The 18,865-nt window shown below is 44.5% G+C and carries 17 protein-coding genes; 6 read left to right on the top strand and 11 right to left on the bottom strand.

Going from position 1 to position 18,865, the window contains the following annotated elements; translation table 11 throughout:
• Positions 1–70: 70 nt before the first annotated feature.
• Positions 71–1,189 carry a Gfo/Idh/MocA family protein gene (locus BLP33_RS24190; protein WP_090534030.1) on the top strand — a complete coding sequence of 373 codons (1,119 nt, stop codon included), beginning with the start codon at positions 71–73 and terminating at the stop codon, positions 1,187–1,189.
• A gap of 284 nt (positions 1,190–1,473) precedes the next feature.
• Positions 1,474–1,740 carry a DUF4342 domain-containing protein gene (locus BLP33_RS24185; RefSeq protein ID WP_090534028.1) on the top strand — a complete coding sequence of 89 codons (267 nt, stop codon included), beginning with the start codon at positions 1,474–1,476 and terminating at the stop codon, positions 1,738–1,740.
• A gap of 52 nt (positions 1,741–1,792) precedes the next feature.
• On the opposite strand, the gene BLP33_RS24180 is transcribed toward BLP33_RS24185, so the two are convergent.
• Positions 1,793–2,680, bottom strand: a complete 888-nt coding sequence (locus BLP33_RS24180) for a dienelactone hydrolase family protein (RefSeq protein WP_090534027.1) — start codon at positions 2,678–2,680, stop codon at positions 1,793–1,795.
• Positions 2,681–3,011: 331 nt separating this feature from the next.
• On the opposite strand from BLP33_RS24180, the gene BLP33_RS24175 reads away from it, so the two are divergent.
• Positions 3,012–4,049 carry a hypothetical protein gene (locus BLP33_RS24175; protein WP_090534025.1) on the top strand — a complete coding sequence of 346 codons (1,038 nt, stop codon included), beginning with the start codon at positions 3,012–3,014 and terminating at the stop codon, positions 4,047–4,049.
• 36 nt (positions 4,050–4,085) lie between these two features.
• Here the strand turns inward: BLP33_RS24175 and BLP33_RS24170 are convergent, their stop codons facing one another.
• The 7 genes from BLP33_RS24170 to BLP33_RS24140 form a co-directional block, all read right to left on the bottom strand.
• Positions 4,086–4,688 carry a DUF1684 domain-containing protein gene (locus tag BLP33_RS24170; RefSeq protein WP_090534023.1) on the bottom strand — a complete coding sequence of 201 codons (603 nt, stop codon included), beginning with the start codon at positions 4,686–4,688 and terminating at the stop codon, positions 4,086–4,088.
• A gap of 536 nt (positions 4,689–5,224) precedes the next feature.
• Positions 5,225–5,626: a nuclear transport factor 2 family protein gene (locus BLP33_RS24165; protein WP_217633221.1), complete on the bottom strand. Its 402-nt coding sequence runs from the start codon at positions 5,624–5,626 to the stop codon at positions 5,225–5,227.
• Positions 5,627–5,643: 17 nt separating this feature from the next.
• Positions 5,644–6,183: a carboxymuconolactone decarboxylase family protein gene (locus BLP33_RS24160; RefSeq protein WP_090534021.1), complete on the bottom strand. Its 540-nt coding sequence runs from the start codon at positions 6,181–6,183 to the stop codon at positions 5,644–5,646.
• A gap of 20 nt (positions 6,184–6,203) precedes the next feature.
• On the bottom strand, positions 6,204–6,776 hold the full coding sequence (locus BLP33_RS24155; protein ID WP_090534019.1) for a DUF417 family protein: 573 nt from the start codon (positions 6,774–6,776) through the stop codon (positions 6,204–6,206).
• A gap of 67 nt (positions 6,777–6,843) precedes the next feature.
• Positions 6,844–7,701 (bottom strand): helix-turn-helix domain-containing protein, encoded by an 858-nt coding sequence (locus BLP33_RS24150; protein WP_090534017.1) that lies wholly within the window; start codon positions 7,699–7,701, stop codon positions 6,844–6,846.
• A 419-nt stretch (positions 7,702–8,120) separates the two neighbouring features.
• Positions 8,121–9,323 carry an aminotransferase class V-fold PLP-dependent enzyme gene (locus tag BLP33_RS24145; protein WP_090534015.1) on the bottom strand — a complete coding sequence of 401 codons (1,203 nt, stop codon included), beginning with the start codon at positions 9,321–9,323 and terminating at the stop codon, positions 8,121–8,123.
• A 126-nt stretch (positions 9,324–9,449) separates the two neighbouring features.
• Positions 9,450–9,917 carry a GNAT family N-acetyltransferase gene (locus tag BLP33_RS24140; RefSeq protein ID WP_090534014.1) on the bottom strand — a complete coding sequence of 156 codons (468 nt, stop codon included), beginning with the start codon at positions 9,915–9,917 and terminating at the stop codon, positions 9,450–9,452.
• A 91-nt stretch (positions 9,918–10,008) separates the two neighbouring features.
• On the opposite strand from BLP33_RS24140, the gene BLP33_RS24135 reads away from it, so the two are divergent.
• Positions 10,009–11,454 carry an aminotransferase-like domain-containing protein gene (locus BLP33_RS24135; RefSeq protein ID WP_090534011.1) on the top strand — a complete coding sequence of 482 codons (1,446 nt, stop codon included), beginning with the start codon at positions 10,009–10,011 and terminating at the stop codon, positions 11,452–11,454.
• Positions 11,455–11,529: 75 nt separating this feature from the next.
• Entirely contained in the window at positions 11,530–13,227 is a 1,698-nt protein-coding gene (locus BLP33_RS24130; protein WP_090534007.1) for a fibrobacter succinogenes major paralogous domain-containing protein, read from the top strand.
• A gap of 30 nt (positions 13,228–13,257) precedes the next feature.
• Here the strand turns inward: BLP33_RS24130 and BLP33_RS24125 are convergent, their stop codons facing one another.
• From BLP33_RS24125 to BLP33_RS24115, 3 genes are read right to left on the bottom strand one after another with little or no spacing between them, the layout of a single operon-like run.
• Positions 13,258–13,680: a DUF1801 domain-containing protein gene (locus BLP33_RS24125; RefSeq protein WP_090534005.1), complete on the bottom strand. Its 423-nt coding sequence runs from the start codon at positions 13,678–13,680 to the stop codon at positions 13,258–13,260.
• Positions 13,681–13,722: 42 nt separating this feature from the next.
• Positions 13,723–14,463, bottom strand: a complete 741-nt coding sequence (locus tag BLP33_RS24120; RefSeq protein WP_090534003.1) for a LytR/AlgR family response regulator transcription factor — start codon at positions 14,461–14,463, stop codon at positions 13,723–13,725.
• On the bottom strand, positions 14,460–15,593 hold the full coding sequence (locus tag BLP33_RS24115) for a sensor histidine kinase (protein WP_090534001.1): 1,134 nt from the start codon (positions 15,591–15,593) through the stop codon (positions 14,460–14,462). The genes BLP33_RS24120 and BLP33_RS24115 overlap by 4 nt, the downstream gene beginning before the upstream one ends.
• 786 nt (positions 15,594–16,379) lie before the next feature.
• Between BLP33_RS24115 and BLP33_RS24105 the strand changes: the two genes are divergently transcribed.
• Entirely contained in the window at positions 16,380–18,845 is a 2,466-nt protein-coding gene (locus BLP33_RS24105; protein ID WP_090533997.1) for a TonB-dependent receptor, read from the top strand.
• Positions 18,846–18,865: the final 20 nt, after the last annotated feature.

Raw genomic sequence — 18,865 nt, 5'->3', positions numbered from 1 at the left:
TAAAAATCAGATGACTTAAGTGTATTTTACCCGGAAATATGTAAATTGTCATAAACCAAAAAACATACCTATGAATTCTCGTCGTGATTTTTTACAAAAGTTGGGCTTATCGGCCCTGGCCCTGCAACTTGTACCACACTCAGGATGGGCAGCAGAAACAGATAAAACTGAACAGGTTTATGACGGTCCGGTATTACGTGTGGCCATTATGGGACTTGGAGGCTATGGAACCATAGTAGCAGAAGCTATGCGGAAATGTACCAAAGCTAAACTGGTTGGGGTAATTAGCGGAACCCCATCAAAAGTTAAAGCATGGCAAAGCAAATATGGCATCCCCGAAAAAAATTGCTACAACTATGAGAATTTCGACAACATCAAAAATAACCCCGATATCGACGCGGTATACGTTATTACACCCAACGGTTTGCACCGCGATTTTGTGATCAGGGTAGCTGCAGCCGGTAAACACGCTATATGCGAAAAGCCAATGGCCGTGAATGCCAAAGAGGGGCAGGAGATGGTTGATGCCTGTAAAAAGGCCAATGTAAAATTGTTGGTTGGCTACCGGATGCATTTTGAACCCAAAACGCTTGAAGTGATCAGGATGAGGCAAAACGGCGAGTTTGGGAAGATCAGGTTTTTTCAGGGGCAATGCGGGTTTACCATCGGCGATCCCACACAATGGCGGTTGAATAAAAAGCTTGCCGGTGGCGGCTCTATGATGGATATTGGGATCTATGCCATCAACGGATCACGCTATATGACCGGTGAAGAACCGATATGGGTTACCGCCCAGGAAACTAAAACCGATACGGTGAAATTTAAAGAAGGGGTTGATGAAACCATCCAGTTCCAGTTCGGCTTCCCAAGCGGGGCGGTTGCGTCTTGCCTGTCAACCTACAATATGAACAATCTCGACCGATTTTTTCTTGATGGAGAAAAAGGCTTTGCCGAAATGCAGCCTTCTACCGGCTACGGGCCAATTAAAGGCCGCACCCATTTGGGCGAGCTTAACCAGCCCATTACCACACACCAAACCGTGCAGATGGATGAAATGTGCGAGATTATATTTAATAACAAAAAACCGGTAGTACCGGTAAACGGCGAAGAAGGAGTGAAAGACCTTAAAATTATTGATGCCATTTACCTTGCTGTTAAAACCGGGAAGAAGGTGGAGATAAGTGTTTAATATTGTTCAAAGGTAAAAACATACGTATGTGCCGAATTTATTTCGGCACCTCATTGGATATTCACGCTTGCCAGGTTTCACAATTAATTCGTGCAGAGTTGTTCACCGCTTTACTTTGGAAATGGGGTGCCGAAATAAATTCGGCATGAGGGGTTTGCTTTTTTTAACCAATTGAGAAGCCTTTGCAGTAAGGAAATTAATATTCCACCTGCTATCGGCATATTTAGCCGAACCTGTAACAAGCCGCTGGTATGCTCATCTAAATATAAAAACTTAGAAAAAACATGAGCACCAAAGAAACATTTTCAATTAACGGTGAAGCGTTATTGGGAAAGATAAAAGAGATAATTAACGAAGGTAAAGCCAGCAGGATCACCATTTCGGACAAGCACGGTAAAGAGCTAATGACTTTTCCGTTAAGTGTTGGCCTTTTCGGGATGATCCTGGCACCGGTTTTTGCTGCCGTAGGTACCCTGGCCGCACTGGTTACGGAATGTACCATAACGGTAGAACGGGAAGAGGAAGATAAAGAAGATACCCCCAAAGAATAAGGTATCTTCACAATATGATCCTGCGAAACTAAAGACCTGAAATTTCAGGTCTTTAGTTTAAATTCTCATTAAAAAAATCTATAGTCCTTTTCCAGGCCAGTTCTGCCGCGGCTTTGTCATAACGTGGAGTTGTATTATTATGAAAGCCGTGGTTCGCGTTTTCATAGATATAAGCCTGGTATTTTTTGCCATTTTCTTTAAGCGCTTTTTCGTATGCCGGCCAGCCCTCCGTAATCCGGGTATCCAGGGCCGCGTAATGCAGCAACAGCGGCGCTTTAATTTTAGGGACATCCTCAACAGCCGGCTGACTTCCGTAAAATGGAACGGCGGCAGCCAAATCGGGAACACGTACAGCCATCATATTGGCAATTCCTCCGCCAAAACAAAAGCCCACAACACCCACCTTACCATTGCAATCCCTATGGTTTTTAAGGTATTCATAGGCAGCTATAAAATCTTCCTCCATTTCGCCTTTATTTCGTTTGGCCTGCATGGTACGCCCTTCGTCATCGTTGCCGGGATAGCCGCCAAGCGGCGTTAATGCGTCGGGTGCAAGGGTAATAAAGCCGGCCAGGGCGGCGCGTCTGGCCACATCTTCAATGTAAGGGTTTAAGCCCCGGTTTTCGTGAACAACCACTATGCCGCCCAATTGCTTCTTTGCATCTGCAGGCTCTGATAACAGGCCTTTAATTGTTCCGCCGCCTTTGGGCGAAGGGTAATTAATATAGCCCGATTTTAAACGCGGATCGTCGGATTTTACCTGTATGGCACCCTGGTAATCGGGCATCAGGAAACTCATTAGTGCGGTTACGGTAAGGCCGCCCACTGCATACATGGAGAGCTTTTGCACAAAGGAGCGCCTGTCGAGGCGGTTATGCGCGTAATCATCATACAGGTCAAACACTTCCTGTTTGATATCTTCTTTGCTGATTTGGTTCATATTTCCAGAGGCTTTGTTCAAATTTACCGGTTAGGTTTTGTTTAGGGTGTAACAGTCTCGTTACCGGTGATGTTTTGTGTGTTGAATTGCAAGAGTTTCTACATGGTATGTTTTTATTTCCTTACAACCTGGAAACTGTCAGACCGGTAACCACAAACTTTGAAAGCTTATTTTAACTGCCGGGCTGTTTTTGTTTTCAGAGGTAATGTTTGATTATATTTTTGATTCCGGCGTGATGAAACTTGAACAAACTTGAACCTGTTATGAATATGCGGACACCTTCTGCTCTTTTACATTTGTTTACCAGGCAGCATGCCTTATAGTTTAACTCATGAAACCCACTGCATTAAAATTTTTAAGCTTTATAATATTATTGATTTGGAGCATTCCGCTGAACGCGCAAACACTATATGTAGATGTAAGCCGGGGCAGGGATGATGCCCCGGGTACGCAAAGTGAACCGCTGGCAAGCCTGGAAAAAGCGGTTATCAAGGCAAATACGTTTAGCGGTGAAGAGCCCATTACCATTAAGATTGCGCCCGGCCTTTATACCATTAAAAGTGCATTGGCAATTCGTGATGAAAGTAACCGGCAGGTTGCTGAAAAATACACTTTCGAAGCGATGGTCATGCCCGGTGATCCCGACTGGGCACCGGCCAAAATGCCGGTTATTCAATGCGTGGCCGATTCCAACAGGGCCGGTAAATTAAAGCATGCCAGTTCCGCTTTCCAGGTCAGCCGAAATCATGTAGTAATTAAAGGACTGAAGTTCACCGGTAACCCAAACCCGGCATCAGAGTATTACTATGTTATAGAAAGGAGGGACAGCACATTGACCGGACTGGAAATTTCCCAGTGTTATTTTATCGGGGAAAAGAATTCTGCACCTATACAAGGAGGCGTTTTTGCGCAGGGAGCCGGTATCCGCGTAGACCATTGTATATTTTATGGGGTAAAAAACGCCGTTATGGTGTTCCTCGGGATCAGGGATTTTTCACTCACTCATTCCATTATTTACGGGGCCTATGAAGGCGCTGTTTGGTACGGTTACGGCCGGAGTTCCAATGTGCCGTTTACGTTCAGTGATAATATCGTTACCAATTGCAATTATTTTTGGATAGGTTACCGTGGTGCACATGCTAACTATAAGTTTGCCAATTCGCTTATCTCCGAAAACGCTTTTTATTTGGGCTTTAACGAAGAGGACGTAAAGCCAGACCGGCTAAATAAGCCTATAGAACAGAGTATCCAAAAAGTTGGAAAAGTAACCCTGAGCGAAGTGCAAACCAAAGGCATACCAAAAGATTACCTGAACCTTTCATCTTCATCACCGGGGGCGCACATCGATGCCGGTATTTTTGTAAGGTAAAAAATATTTAATGTGCTTGTTTAATGCAGATTTAGATCAATGCCCTTTCCCAAAGTTTTTTTCGCCAGCTTCAACTGCCATATCAACCCGGTTTTCGTCGGGAGGTTTAGGGCATGAATAGCCGCTGCTGAAAGCGCAGTATGGGTTGTAGGCTTTATTGAAATCTATAACAATCGAGCCGTTTTTAATGTCTTTGGTGGTAAGGTCGATATAGCGGCCTCCGCCATAGGTTTCAGAGCCGTTTGTAGCATCGGTAAAAGGCAGGAACAGATAATTGCTGAAAGCAGGGTTTTGTGACAGGGCTATGCTTTTGTAAATGGTTAACTGCATTGGTTTACCCTTTAGCGTAAACGAAAGTTGGGCATAACGTGTATATTGGCTACCTGCACCGCTGAAGGTAGGTATAATAAAAGTTGGTTGATTAGTCAATAATTCAGCTTTAGCAGTTACGCGGTAGGTACTGTCGGCATCATAAAACCTTAAAAATTGCAGGTCATCTTGTTTAAGCGGCGATCGCGGGTCCTTTAAAAAGTCATCCTTATAATTTTGCCTGAAGGCAGCGATCTGTTCTTTATGACTTTGTGCAAAACTGTGTTGGCCAATGGAAAAGATAAATAGAAGGACAATGAAATATTTCATGTGTGGTGCAGGGATTAGGCTCAAAGATAACTTAGATGCAACTCAAAAAAAAGCGTCATTTGCGAGGCCGAAGCAATTCCAGGCTTCTGTCTCATCAGGGTCTCTCGTAGAGGACCCGGATGTTCCTAACTGACAGGAGACTGTATATAACGCACGAAAAGCAGGCGTACCTGCTTGGGGAAGCCATCAGGGTCCTCTGCGAGTTTAAGTTTACCCACAAAATTGCTTGTCGTTTAAACAGCAAGTCGTTGTGTTTTGCCCCTCTGGGGCAAAGGGTATTCTATAACTTTACGAGCTACAAACCTTTTGCACCTCTGGTGCATCTGTCCTTGGGCAATTAATACATGTTTATTAAATTGTAAAATCCCCCAGAGGGGGAACAGGTTTGTAGAAACAACGTCACACCCCTTACCCGAACCCCAGAGGGGTTCAACTTATCAGGAATACCCAATTTGACTAATGATTTTATGGGTAAACTTAAATCTACGAGAGACCCTGATGGAACGTAAAATGAGTTTATGATATGCTGTATGACGTTAAATCACCCCTTCAATAAAAAACTTATTGATCCCTTCAATATCACTCAAATGGGTAGTTATCCGGCTAATCTTATTATCAGTAATATCGCAAACTATGGCTACCTGCTCATCCAGTATCAAATCGCCACGGCTGGCAGTATTGTGAAGCGACAGGGCTACACTATCCAATCCGTATAGAATGTGGTTTAATTGAACCATTACCCCAAAATCACGCAGCTGACCGGCACGTTTAATCACGGCATCGGCACCAACAGCAGGACCCGAAAGCAAACTTGTTCCTGGCAGGGTCCAGGTAACATCATTGGCAAGGGCCGGGCGCATGAGCTCCCAATCACGATTTTTTAGTCCTGTTAAAAACTTATTGGCTAACTGTCCTTTTACTTCTTCTGTGGTTTTCATGATGAAATGTTTAGATATTAGTTAAGAGGCTCAGCGGCAGGAAAATCTACCGGAACTTCGGTGTTGGCAAATACGTAGTTAGTGTACACACGTATGGTAATAAAGGCTATAAGGTCCATCAAAGCGGCTTCATCAAAACCGGCTTCGTAAAAGTTATTTACTATGGTTTCATCGCCTTTACCTTTATTTTCAACAATTGACTTGGCTAAACCGATAATGGCATTCAATCTGTCATCAGCTGTATGGCCTCTCCTGATATCAAGGGTTTGTTCTTTAGTAAAGCCGCGTTTCATGGCCAGCATACTATGACCGGCTAAGCAATAAGCACAACCGTTTAGCTCCGAAACGATAAGGGCAATGGCTTCCCTTTCTTTGGGGGTAAACACGCTTTTGCTCATGTCATCCTCCATATCCATAAACATTTTAAGTGCAGGTGCCGAATAACCCATAGTAGCATAAAGGTTAGGTACTTTACCAACGCGTTTTGTGAAGGTATCAAACATTACCTGCGCTTCGGCACTTACCTGTTCGCGGGTGGGAACATTTATAGTTTTCATGATTATATTATGGTTTAAGATTATTTACTTGCTGTTTTACGTTTTAGATAAAGTTGCGCGGTTTCGCTCATAGTGATGATGGCACCGCCAAGGATCACGACATCTTTAATAACCAAACGACCGCGGCCTGACAGGTATGGGAAGCCCCATTGGTTATCGGTTAAATGTGGTACCCAGCTTTCGGGCGTAGTTACCAGGAAGGAAAGCGTGCCCAAAGTCATGATAAATACCAGGATACTGGCAATCATACTTGGTATTGGTGCAACTTTATAAAGCGCAACCAGTATGCCCAGTGTTACCAGGAAAATACCCAGGCCAACAGAAAAGCCGTAAGTGTTGTTTTCGATATGCCATTGGTGGTTGGCAGCAATCAGTTCGCCTTCTTTATTGATGTGTTTTTTATATTCGGTTGGGTGATTGTAAAAGAATGACATCACCGGACTGTTGGCCACAAAGGGTACAACGCCATCGGCTTCGTAAGTGAAAAATTTTAGCCCGCCTATCCAAAGAAATACGACTACGATGCCGAAACGGACTGCTTTTTTACCAAGCTGATCAAGGCCGGCTATGGTATTTATGATTGAAGTTTTCATGTTGTTGTTTTTTGATAAAGCAAAACTACAACGCTATGAGCCCCGCAAACATGGACGAAACGGGGTTTTATTTGTACAAATCCGCGACTATGGAGATGCCTGTTTTATCGCGAAAAGTTTGGGGCGATACTTTGGTGAACTTTTTAAATACCCGGCTAAAATAAAACTCATCCTGAAACTTCAGGTTGTAGGCAATTTCTTTGATGCTTTGCCGGGTTAAATGAAGCTGTTTTTTTGCTTCGAGGATCAGCCGCTCCTGTATTAATTGCGAGGGCGATTTACGGAAGTATTTGGTACAACGCCGGGTTAAATTATCAGAAGATATGGCGAGTAACGAGGCATAATCTGATGGTTTATGCAGATCAAGATAATGCTGGTTAAGCAACGTCCGGAACTTTTCCATCAGTTCATCTTTTTGGGGTTTATCCTCACCGGTACTGATGCTATTTATTTTTATGCTGCTGGCCTTGGCCAAAAAAAGCTGCAGGTAGGCCCGCAATACAATTTCGGATGGTTGCGGCTGCATAAATTCGTCGTCCATCTGCATCAGTAACAGCTCAAACACTTTTACATCCTGCGGGGTAAGCACAACTATTGGATCAATATAGATGTTGTTAAATAATAACCCGTTGCAGGCTACCTCTTCGCGGTGGTACTCGATACAATAAAAATCACTGTGAAATTGTAAGATATTGCTTTTTATGGCGCGGCACTCATCTACATAAATAATCTGCAGCGGGGTCGAAAACAACAACACCGGGCCTGTAAAAGGGAATGCCCCAAAATCTGCGTGGAAAATACCCGACCCTTCAGGAACGAGGTAAACGGTATATTCAGAAAACTGGGCAGGCGTACATAAAATATCTTCCCGTACATCCTGTAACCCAAGTAAAAATTCACCTGCTTTATCGCGGATTGCTTTCAATGGCCAATGATTTATGGCACTAATATAAATATACTCTGCTTTTTATAGCGACAACGACTTTTATGAGGCCGAGTTTGCGCTCAAAAATTACAAAACATCAATAGATGCAGCTGTTTTGTTGACAACTTTTATCAAGCAAGTTTAAGCGTTTTTCGCTTGAACTATAACCCGCTATTGTTGGTGACAACACCATAGGTGTTCGGAAGAAATAAAAAAAGCGAGGGATTGTGCGATTCCCTCCCCTGGGGCGGGTGTAGGGAGGGAGGCATTCACAGACTTATTCGCCTGAAACGACGTATAAACCCCTCCCTGCCACCACGAAATCCAACCGCACCCCTCCCAAGGGAGGGAATTAAAAATCTTCCGAACACTTCTGGTGACAACACCAACAATAGCCAGGGCGCTTAATCGTGCGAATGTTAAACACTCACTCTAACCAACTCTTCTAAAACTCCGCATAAGGTATCAATCTCCTCCTCAGTATTATAATAATGCACGGAAGCCCTTACAATATTATTTAAGTGGTTTTTATTCATGTAAATGAGGGTTGAAACCGCCTTGCCAACTGATACGTTGATGTGCTTTTCGGCCAGCTTGTTTTTTACCGTTGCGGCCTCCATGCCATCTGCCGAAAAAGTTACGATACCGGATAACTCGTCGCCAAAATCATGAACGGTTACGCCGTTAATATTTTTTAGTTTTTCGCGTAGTAAGCCGGCTAAATATTGCACCCGCTGCCAGGTACGGTCAACACCGATATTGAGCGCATATTCAACCGCCTTGCCAAGACCAAGCGTTAAGGCACGGCTTTTTTCATACACTTCAAAACGGCGGGCATCATTACGCGGTTTAAAATCAGTTTGGGTTACCCATTGGGTAGTGAAGCCGTCCATGAAAAATAGCTTCAGCTTATCCTGAATTTCTTTGCGGACATACAGAAAGCCGGTACCCCTCGGCGCCCGCAAATACTTCCTGCCGGTTACTGCCAGCATATCGCAGCCAATGGCCTGTACATCCAGCGGCACATGGCCCACGCTCTGGCAGGCATCAAGCAGGTACAAAATATTGTGTTTGCGCGCTATCCTGCCTATCTCTGCTACCGGGATCATGCCCCCTGCGGTTGAGGGGATATGGGTTACGGCTATCAGCTTTGTCCGGTCAGAAATAGCATCTTCCAAAGCCTGTAGCCGGAAATTACCCTGATCATCATTAGGGATCACTTTAAACTCAACACCCAGTGTTTTTTTAGCATGCAGCAAACCTATCAGGTTGGTTACATATTCCATTTCGCAGGTAATGATCTCATCGCCGGGTTTAAAATCAATGCCGTTAAAGGCAAGCCACCAGCCGATACTGGCGTTTTCAACAATGGCAATCTCATCCTTACGGGCGTTGATGAGCCTGGCTATGAGGGTGTAGGTGTTTTCCAGCTCTTCACGGTAAGTGTACTCTGTTTCATAGCCGCCGTTTTGCGCTTCTTCGTACAGGTAATCTATCACGGTATCAATCACCACATCGGGATGCAGGGATGAGCCTGCATTATTGAAGTGGATGGTTTTTGTTGTGCCCCGGGTTTCGGTCCTTAGTTGCTGTACTTCCTGTTCGCTTAGTATATTTTTCATAAGGTTGAGATAGATTGGATAATTTGATTTTCGGTGTAGAGACGCATCACATGCGTCTCCCGTATGCTAAGGGGCTTGTCCGTTGAAAGACGCATGTGATGCGTCTCTACAAAAAATTGAAGGCTGTTAGTTATTTGTAAAGTTTATTTCCATCATGATATCCGCCCGTTTGTAGGTGCCGGGCTCAACAGGGATTTCGGTAAAGCCCAGTTTGCGGTAAATGTGGATGGCATTTTCGAGCACCCTGTTCGAAAACAGTACCAGCTTTTTTACACCCAGTTCACGCGCTTTATCAATACCGGTTTGACATAGAAACTGACCGGCGCCAGCCCCGCGACTGTCTTTATCAACCGCCATTTTGGTAAGCTCGTAAACGCCGTCTTCTATATATCGCAGTGCTACGGTGCCAATAATTTTTTGGTTCGAAGTGACAAAGTAAATGCTGCCGCCTGTTTTAATGATGGCCTCGTCGGGATTTTCCAATACCCATTTGTCAAAAGGCTCAACGGTAAAATACTCTTCAAGCCATGCTTTGTTAAACTTTTCAAAATAGGGGGCATGTTGTGGCTGATAATCGATAACGTGTAGTTCCATGTGCTTAATTATTTGATCATTACAAAATAAAAACATCCGGCAATAGAAAAACAGATGTAGTTTTATTAATTTTGAGCATAACAGATTTTGCATGGAAAGTCCGGTACTCAATACAGACAACGATTTTTTATACTCGCAGATAGCCGCCCGGATCGAAAAGCAGATTAAACAGAACCTGCTGAAACCCGGCGACAAGCTGCCGTCGGTAAGGGCGCTGAGCCAGGAACAGGGCATCAGCATGAGTACGGCTTATAAAGCTTATGTTGAGTTAGAGAACCTGGGGTTGATAGAGGCACGTACCAAATCGGGCTACTATGTAAAATACCTGCCCGCCCGTTTTGCGAGTGTGCCCGAAACCAAACCTCCGCTTAAAAAGGTTAAACAGGCCAGCGTTGCCGAAATGATTGCGATGGTTTACCGCAACATGTCGGAAGACAGCGTTTTGCAGCTCTCGCGCTCATCGCCGCCGCTCAGCCTGATTCCGCTGGCAAAGCTCAGTAAATCCATGATGGAATCTATCCGTAATAGTCCATCGGGTAATATCACTTATGAAAACCCGCAGGGTAATATCGCTTTGCGCAAACAGGTGGCTAAAAACGCTTTTAACTGGGGTGGTAATATTACTGAAGATGATGTGATCACAACGCAGGGCTGCCTGGAAGCTTTGATATTTTGCTTAAGGGCGCTCACCAAGCCCGGCGATACCATTGCCATTGAAAGCCCTACCTATTTCGGGATTTTCAATGTAATGCTTAGTCTGGATTTGAAAGTATTGGAAATTCCGGTTAGCCCCGATACCGGCCTCGACCTGGAATATCTGGAACGGGCTATGAATGAAGTGCCAGTAAAAGTATGCCTGTTTGTTACCAATTTTAGTAACCCGATAGGGGTTTGCATGCCCGATGAGCGTAAGCAGCAACTGGTGCGCCTGCTTGCTGAAAAGCAAGTTCCCTTAATTGAGGATGATATTTATGGTGAGATCTATTTTGGAAAAAGCCGTCCGCGCACCTGCAAAAGTTATGATAAGGATGGCTGGGTAATCCTTTGTTCATCGGTATCCAAATCAATAGCGCCCGGTTACCGGGTAGGCTGGTGCATTCCGGGCAGGTTTAAAGAACAGGTGCTGAATATTAAAATGATGCATTCCATAGCCTCGGCCACACCTACACAGGCAGCCATTGGTCATTTTTTTGAAACCGGGCGCTATGACCTGCACATGAGGCATTTGCGGAAGGCGTTATATACCCAGTGCCTGCGGTATACCCAGGCTATTGCAACACACTTCCCGGCAGGTACAAAGATCAGCAGGCCACAGGGCGGTTATGCACTTTGGGTTGAGCTGGATAAGAAGGTAAATGCCTTTGAACTGTATCAATTGGCAATAGAGCAAAACATCAGCATAGCTCCCGGCCAGATCTTTAGTGTTGACGGGCGGTTTACCAATTTTATCCGCATTAGTTTTGGGTTAGCTTTTGACGGGGTGGTTGAAGAGAGTTTTAAGGTGCTGGGGAGATTAGTGAGAAATTTGGCACAGTAGTGGGATAGTTATTTAATATTAAATTAATAAAAATAACCCGTTGGTAATATTTATCTTCGCCGCAAAATATTGTTAATGAAAACCTTAAAAACCTGCCTTGTCATATTAATAGCATTTGCTATCGGTTGTAGTAAAACTGAAAATGTTGCTCCGCCTGCACCTGTAGCACCTACGTTTGGCGATTTTGCTATCCCTTCAAAAGAATTTGGCGATCCAGCTTTCAAAATAACCGCTCCTAAAAGCACCAGCGATGGTGCCATAACTTATACCAGCAGTAATACCAAAGTCGCAACTGTTAGCGGCGAAACTATAACCGTTAAAAGTTCAGGGGCTTCGGTAATCACGGCGCACCAGGCCGCGACAAAAGCTTTCCTGGCCGATTCTGTTAAAACTACTTTCACGGTAGGCCTGTCATCGCCAACCCTTACTGATTTTACCATTGCAGATAAAAAAATAGGCGACGCGGTATTCACGCTCGTAAACCCTAAAAGTAAGAGTACAGGGGCTTTTACATTTAAAACTAATAACCCGGCTGTAGCTACGGTATCAGGCAATAAAGTGACTATAGTGGGGGCCGGGCGGGCTTCAATTGTAGCTGTACAGGCGGCCACAGTCAACTTCAAAACAGATTCTATCACCGCAAATTTCACCGTAACGGGTTTAAAGCCTACTTTGGGAGCGCTTACTCTTCCTGCTAAAAAGGTTGGTGACCCCACTTTTATTATAACCAACCCAACCAGTAACAGCACGGGGTTGTTTACTTATAAAAGCAGCAATACAGCTGTGGCTTATGTTACCGGCAATATGGTAACCATTAAGGCCGCCGGCACTACGATAATTACCGCCATACAAAGGGCTACTGCCACCTATAGCGCCGACTCGACCAAGGCCACTTTAACTGTTACAGCCAGACCGATTGCCCCTAACCTTTATAGTTTTGTATTGCCCGATAAACGAGTTGGAGATGCACCTTTTACTATAACTGCACCGGGCAGTACAAGTGCCGGGGCTTTTACTTATGCCAGCAGCAATACAGGCGTGGCTGCTATAAGCGGCAATATCATCACTATTAAAGCAAAAGGACAAACAACTATAACTGCAACTCAGGCTGCTAATGGCAATTATACATCGGGAAGTATAACGGCTGTTTTAACTGTGGAAGACCGTGCTTTAACCGGAACGGTTACCGATGTGGATGGTAATGTTTATAAAACAATCACTATAGGTACGCAAACCTGGATGATTGAAAATTTGAAAGTTACCCATTATAATGATGGTACGGCCATACCAAACGTAACCGAAGATAATACCTGGAAAGGACTTACCACCGGCGCTTATTGCAACTATAAAAATGATGCTTCTATAGCGGCTACTTATGGCAAATTGTATAACTGGTATGCAGTTACAAATACAAAAAAACTTGCGCCGAAGGGTTTTCATATCCCAACCGATGCCGAATGGACAACCTTGTATAATTATTTAGGCGGCGACCGCGAAGATGGGAAAAAGATCCAGGAGCAGGGCACTGCACATTGGTCTGCCAATACGGGTGCTACCAATAGTACATTGTTTACCGCATTGCCGGGAGGCGGACGTATTTTCGATTCGTTTCAAGGAGTATTTGCCAGCTTAACTTATGATGCCTATTTCTGGAGCACAACAGCCAACGGAGCTTCAAATGCCTGGTATATGGACCTTTATGTTAAAGGCTATTTTGAACGGCATGACAGTCCGAAATACTATGGTTATTCGGTAAGATGTATTAAGGATTAAAAGTATAGTAATGGTAAGCTAATGCTGCCATTATTTGCAATGTGTAGTTTCCGCGTGTTTAAATGATTCGTCGAGCAATTGCCTGAGCACAGTATTATCTACATCGGTCAGTTTAACAATATGCGTACAGCCGCCGCTTTGCTTGTGCTTACCTAATTTCTGCAGCAATTGTTCCTTGCACTCAAAGCCTGGAAGATAGAGTGTTAAAGAACTTTTACGGGGCGAGAAAGCTATAAGCGGGGCATCACCCTCACGGCCGCTTTCATATTTGTAATGATAGCTGCCAAAGCCTACAATGGCCGGGCCCCACATTTTTGCTTTGTGGCCGCTGGCTTCTTCCATCAACGCGGTCAGCTTAAAGCTGTCGGCCCGTTTGGTTTCATCGGTAATGGTATTGATGAAATCGCTTACGCTTGCTACGGTTTCCGTGGTTTTATTGGTGTTTTTGGCCATGGCTTAAGCAGGATAAAGGTTAAAAACGGATATATAAATATATCACGAAAATTTTATTTTATCCCATAGTTTATTAGCAACAACCTGCCGGATCACCTGTTCGCGGTAATTGCGGCTTATAGGGATGCGGTGCTGCCCGATAAAAATATCATTCCCCTCAATACCATCAATTTTGCCGGTTGATACGATGTATGATTTATGTACGCGGATAAAGAGCTTGCTATCTAAATTTTGTTCAAGGCTTTTGAGGTTAAGCAGCGTGATATATTTGCCTTTGGCAGTAAATATAGTAACGTAGTTTTGCATCCCCTCCACGTACAGGATCTCATCGAAGTAAATCTTTTCGTATTTATTACCGCATTTTATAAAGAAGTAGCCTTCATCCGCTTCCGTTTTTGGTGCACCGGGTTGGGCCCAATTGTTGAGCAGGCGGTGATAATCTTTAGCTTTATTGGCCGATTTAAAAAATCGGTCGAACGTGATGGGTTTCAGCAGGTAATCGAGCACATTGAGCTGGAAACCTTCTAATGCATAGCTTGGATAGGCTGTGGTGATAATTACCATCGGAGGTTTCTGCATGATCTTTAAAAAATCAATACCATTCATTTTCGGCATCTGGATATCCAGAAATATCAGGTCGATAGCCTGGTGATCAAGTAGCTTGATCAGTTCGAGCGGGTTTTCGCAGGTGCCGGTTAAATTCAAAAAATCAACCTCGCGTACATAGCTGGCTAATCCTTCGCGGGCTAAGGGCTCATCATCTATTATTACACAGTTCATCATAGTGAGGCCATTTGAAAGGTTGCGGATGATTGTTCCAGTTCGGTTAAAGTTAATTGCAGGTGTACCTCAAAGCGGTCTCCGGTATTTTGGATCTCCAGCTTATGAAGATCGGGGTAAATCAGGTCAAGCCGGCGCTTTACATTTTTCAGGCCGATACCCCCAAAGTTCACAAGCCCGGTTCCCGGGTCGTTTGATGCGCTGTTGGCAACATAAAAATCGAGCTGATCGTCTTTCAATCCCAATCTAATCGCAATCCAGTTAGGGTGTTCCGCCTCTTTGGATACATGCTTAAACGCGTTTTCTACAAAGGTCATCAATATAAAGGGGGCTATGCCTAAATGGCCGGGCAGGGGCTCATCTGCCTCAAAGGTAACATGCACATTATTGTTTTGCCGAAGCTTTTCCAGCTCGATAAAGTTTTCGAGATAGCTAAGCTCTTTTCCTAAAGAGATTTGCTGGTCGTTGCACTCGTACAACTGGTACCGCAGTAATTCAGAAAATTTGGCCAATGATGCTGATGCCATGCCGGGGTTTTTATGGATCAGGAAAAATATGGAGTTGATACTGTTGAATAGAAAATGCGGGTTAAACTGGTATTTCAGGAATTTAAGTTCGGTTTCCAGTTTCTCTTTTTCGAGCAACTGCTGGCGGTGCTGGGTTTGCAGCCAGTTTTTGGTGAGTTTAATACTCATTCCCAAAGTCATACTGGCTACGGTAGAGGGGAAGGAAGTATTATAGAAACTCATGAAATTGCCCGGATCAACGCCAAACATTTTTTTTACTGAGCAGCCCGCAAAAAAAGCACTTAAATAATAGCCGCCGTTAATAAGCGATGATGTGCCGATGATGGTTAGCGAAAGATAAATTACATATTGGGTAAGCCGCTCTTTTTTCATAAACCGCGGCATTAAGAAGTAAAGGTTAAAATATACCGCCAACGCCTGGAAAACTACATAAGCCAGGATCTTGACACTATAAGCCGAAAAAAACATCGATTTAGCCGCTGCCACAGGGTTAGCCACCGCTATAGTAAACCAAAAATAATGGTACACACACCAAAACGGGATATGGTACAGCTTGTATTTAAACAGCCAGTTTTGGTTTAAAGTATCAACGGATAAACTGTTCATATTCTCGTTTAATTGTTTGAGATGCTATATCTCTGCCACTGTAAGTGCCGGTACTGCCTACTTTATAAGAAAAAAAACCGTCATTGCGAGGTACGAAGCAATCCCCGATCAGCAGAGCAACCAAGCAAGTTCCTCTGTATAGTTTGGGATTGCTTCGTTCCTTATAATGACGTGATTGTAAGTTATTGATTATTAAGTATATTTTTCTTGATGGATTTTATAACATGGGCGTTGCCTGCGGCCCGGGCTTTCCGTTGCAAGTCCTCGCCTTTCCCGCCCGCACCCCCTTTGCGCGCTCCGGGCTTTACACTGCAATCCCTAACGCGGCCCACGCGCAACACCCCACGCGCAACACCGTTAAAATATATTTTACATGTCATTTCATTTTTTTTCAGGTTCCCTGATGGGTACTCGCAATGACGGCCGTTATATAGTGCCCCGTACCTGTAGGGGCTCGCAACAACGGCTGTTATAAACTGTTTCCCGTCCCATCAGGGTCTCTCGCAGAGGACCCTGAGGCCAGCGCGTTCCAATATCCTACCTAAAGATACAGCAATTGCACTGATTTATATTTTGTTATTGTATCAACCTGCACAAATAATTGACCAAATGCAGGCTTTAACTTATAAGCCGTAAAAAAGGCAATATAGTTTTGGTTTTAAACCCATTAACCCGCTTCTGTGTATCTCATCAATTATCTCATGTCACTCATCATTCACGTTTTTTAAAGTTTAAAGCACCGTTTTTATTTGCCGGTATAACCACCAAAAAGGTTACAAACGCCACATGAAAACTTTATGTATCAGTATGTTACTTATTTGCCTGGCACAAATAGTAAATGCCCAGGTGTCGGGCAGGGTTACCACGGCCGGCAGCCAGCCCTTGCCATATGTCACTGTATCGCTTGTCAGAACTACAGATTCATCTTCAGTTAAAAGTATGCTTACCAATGAACAAGGAGGCTATAATATTGCGGATGCCCCTTCCGGGAATTACCGGTTGCGGTTAAGCAGTATCGGCTATCAAACCTGGTTTTCATCGCCTTTTGAAATCAGTGGGAGCAAGGATGCAAAATATCTTGCGGTTATTGTGATGAAGGAGGACACCCGGCAATTGGGCGAGGTGGTAGTGCGGGCAAATAAGCCATTGTACCAGCAGCGCAGCGATGGTTTAGTGGTAAATGTTGAAAGCAGCGTGCTTACCAAAGGCAGTACGGCCCTGCAGGTGCTGGAGCGTTCGCCGGGCGTAACTATCGATCACCGGGATAACGGGATTGCGCTAAATGGTAAAAGCGGGGCTACTGTAATGATCAACGGCAAGCTGGTGCGTATGCCGCTTGCCCAGGTCATGAATTTGCTTAATGGTACCAGTGCCGATAATATTGAAAAAATAGAACTGCTGAGCACCCCGCCCGCCGGATACGATGCTGAAGGCAGCGCCGGCATCATCAATATTGTAATGAAGAAAAGCAAAAAGCAGGGAACAAACGGCTCCTATTCCTTAACCGGCGGTTACGGCATGGGCGAAAAAGGCACGGCCGGCATCAACCTCAATCATAATACTAAAAATGTTAACCTGTATGGCTCCTACACTTTCCAGCACGACAGGACCTATACCGATCTTTTTATTACCGGAAGCCAATACATGCCTTTTATCGGAGGCAATGCCGAGGTAGAGTTTTACACAAAAACTAAAAGGATCAGCAATAATCACAATGCCACCCTGGGTACTGATATTAAGCTGGATCCTAAAACTACCATAAGCGTTAACCTGAGCTATAACAACAGCCATTCGCCTACTTATACCTACAGTAATGCGGGCTATAAGATCCTGCCCGATTCATTGCTCAGGTATATAGGTCATATCAACGGGAACGGCCACTGGGATAACCTCACCAGCTCGCTTAATATTGAACGCGTGCTGAAGGACGGGGAGAAGATGAGCATGGAAGCCGATTACATCCATTATGGAAATAACAGCCCAAGCGAAGTTAATACTTCCTTTGTAAACAAATACGGTGAGCAGGTGTACGCCAATAACAGCGTAAGCGCGCAAAGGCAACGCGGATTTGCCAATACGGCCATCAACGTAGGTGTGTTTAAAGCCGATTATACCAACCAGCTATCGCCCTTGCTAAAACTGGAAACAGGTATTAAAGGAACGCATACCGGCAGTTCAAGCTCATCAGGTATCGAAAATTTTAACAATGGGGTTTGGAAGCGTAATATGCAGACCGCCGCGAACATATACATGAAAGAGGATATTGGCGCGGTTTATCTGTCCCTCACCTGGCAGTTGGGCAAAAGCATAAGCCTTAATACCGGGACGCGTTATGAGTATTCCTATACCAATATGGATAACCCGCAAACCGGCGGCAATATTGTAAACCGTAAACTGGGAAAACTGTTTCCGACAGTGCTGTTTACCAAAAAGCTGGGCGACCGGTCCGAATTGCAGCTGTCCTATACCAAAAGGATCAGTCGTCCATCATATGACGACCTGGCCTCATACTTTGCATACAGCGACCCTACGGCGGTTTACACCGGCAATCCTTTTCTTAAACCAACCATCACCAACAATATAAAACTGGGCTATAACTACGGCGACTATAGCTTTTCCCTACTTTACAGCCGGGATGATAATGCCATAACCCGCTATCAGCTCAGCGAAAGCCCTGCGCACGATATTTTGTTCATTTCGCCACAAAATCTGCCGTATCAAAACTACTTTACCTTGCAGGCCAATGCGCCGTTTAAAGTAAGTAACTGGTGGGAGATGACCTATAGCTTTGTTGGCGGCCTAAGGCAGTTTAAGGAGGATTATACTTTACATCCATTAACCAAATCGTACTTCGGATATTCCTTTAATTTTAACCAGTTGTTTAAGCTGCCCGGCAGCTTTTTGGCAGAGGTATCGGGACAGTACAATTCCCTGTCATACAATGGCACAACGAGGGTTGATGGTTTTGGGGTGATCAATGCCGGGATCAAAAAAGAGCTGAAAAATAACGGGGGCAGCTTGCAGTTATCAGTGGCCGATGTGTTTAGTGCCGCACAGATCCATGTGCGGTACGGCACACTTACACGTGAGGCTTTTGACATAAAGAGCAACGTACTTGTCAATACCGAAACCAGACGTTTCCCGGTAATTAAACTTACTTATTCAAAGTCGTTTGGCAGCACAAGACCCGCGGGCCTGGGGAAACCGGAAAGCGGTTCAAAAGAGGAGAGTGAAAGGATGAGGAGTAACTAAGTCATCTGTTTTATTCCCTG

The organism is Mucilaginibacter sp. NFR10, assembly GCF_900100445.1.
Classification (GTDB): Bacteria; Bacteroidota; Bacteroidia; order Sphingobacteriales; family Sphingobacteriaceae; genus Mucilaginibacter; species Mucilaginibacter rubeus.
This window is presented reverse-complemented; position numbering and strand designations above follow the sequence as displayed.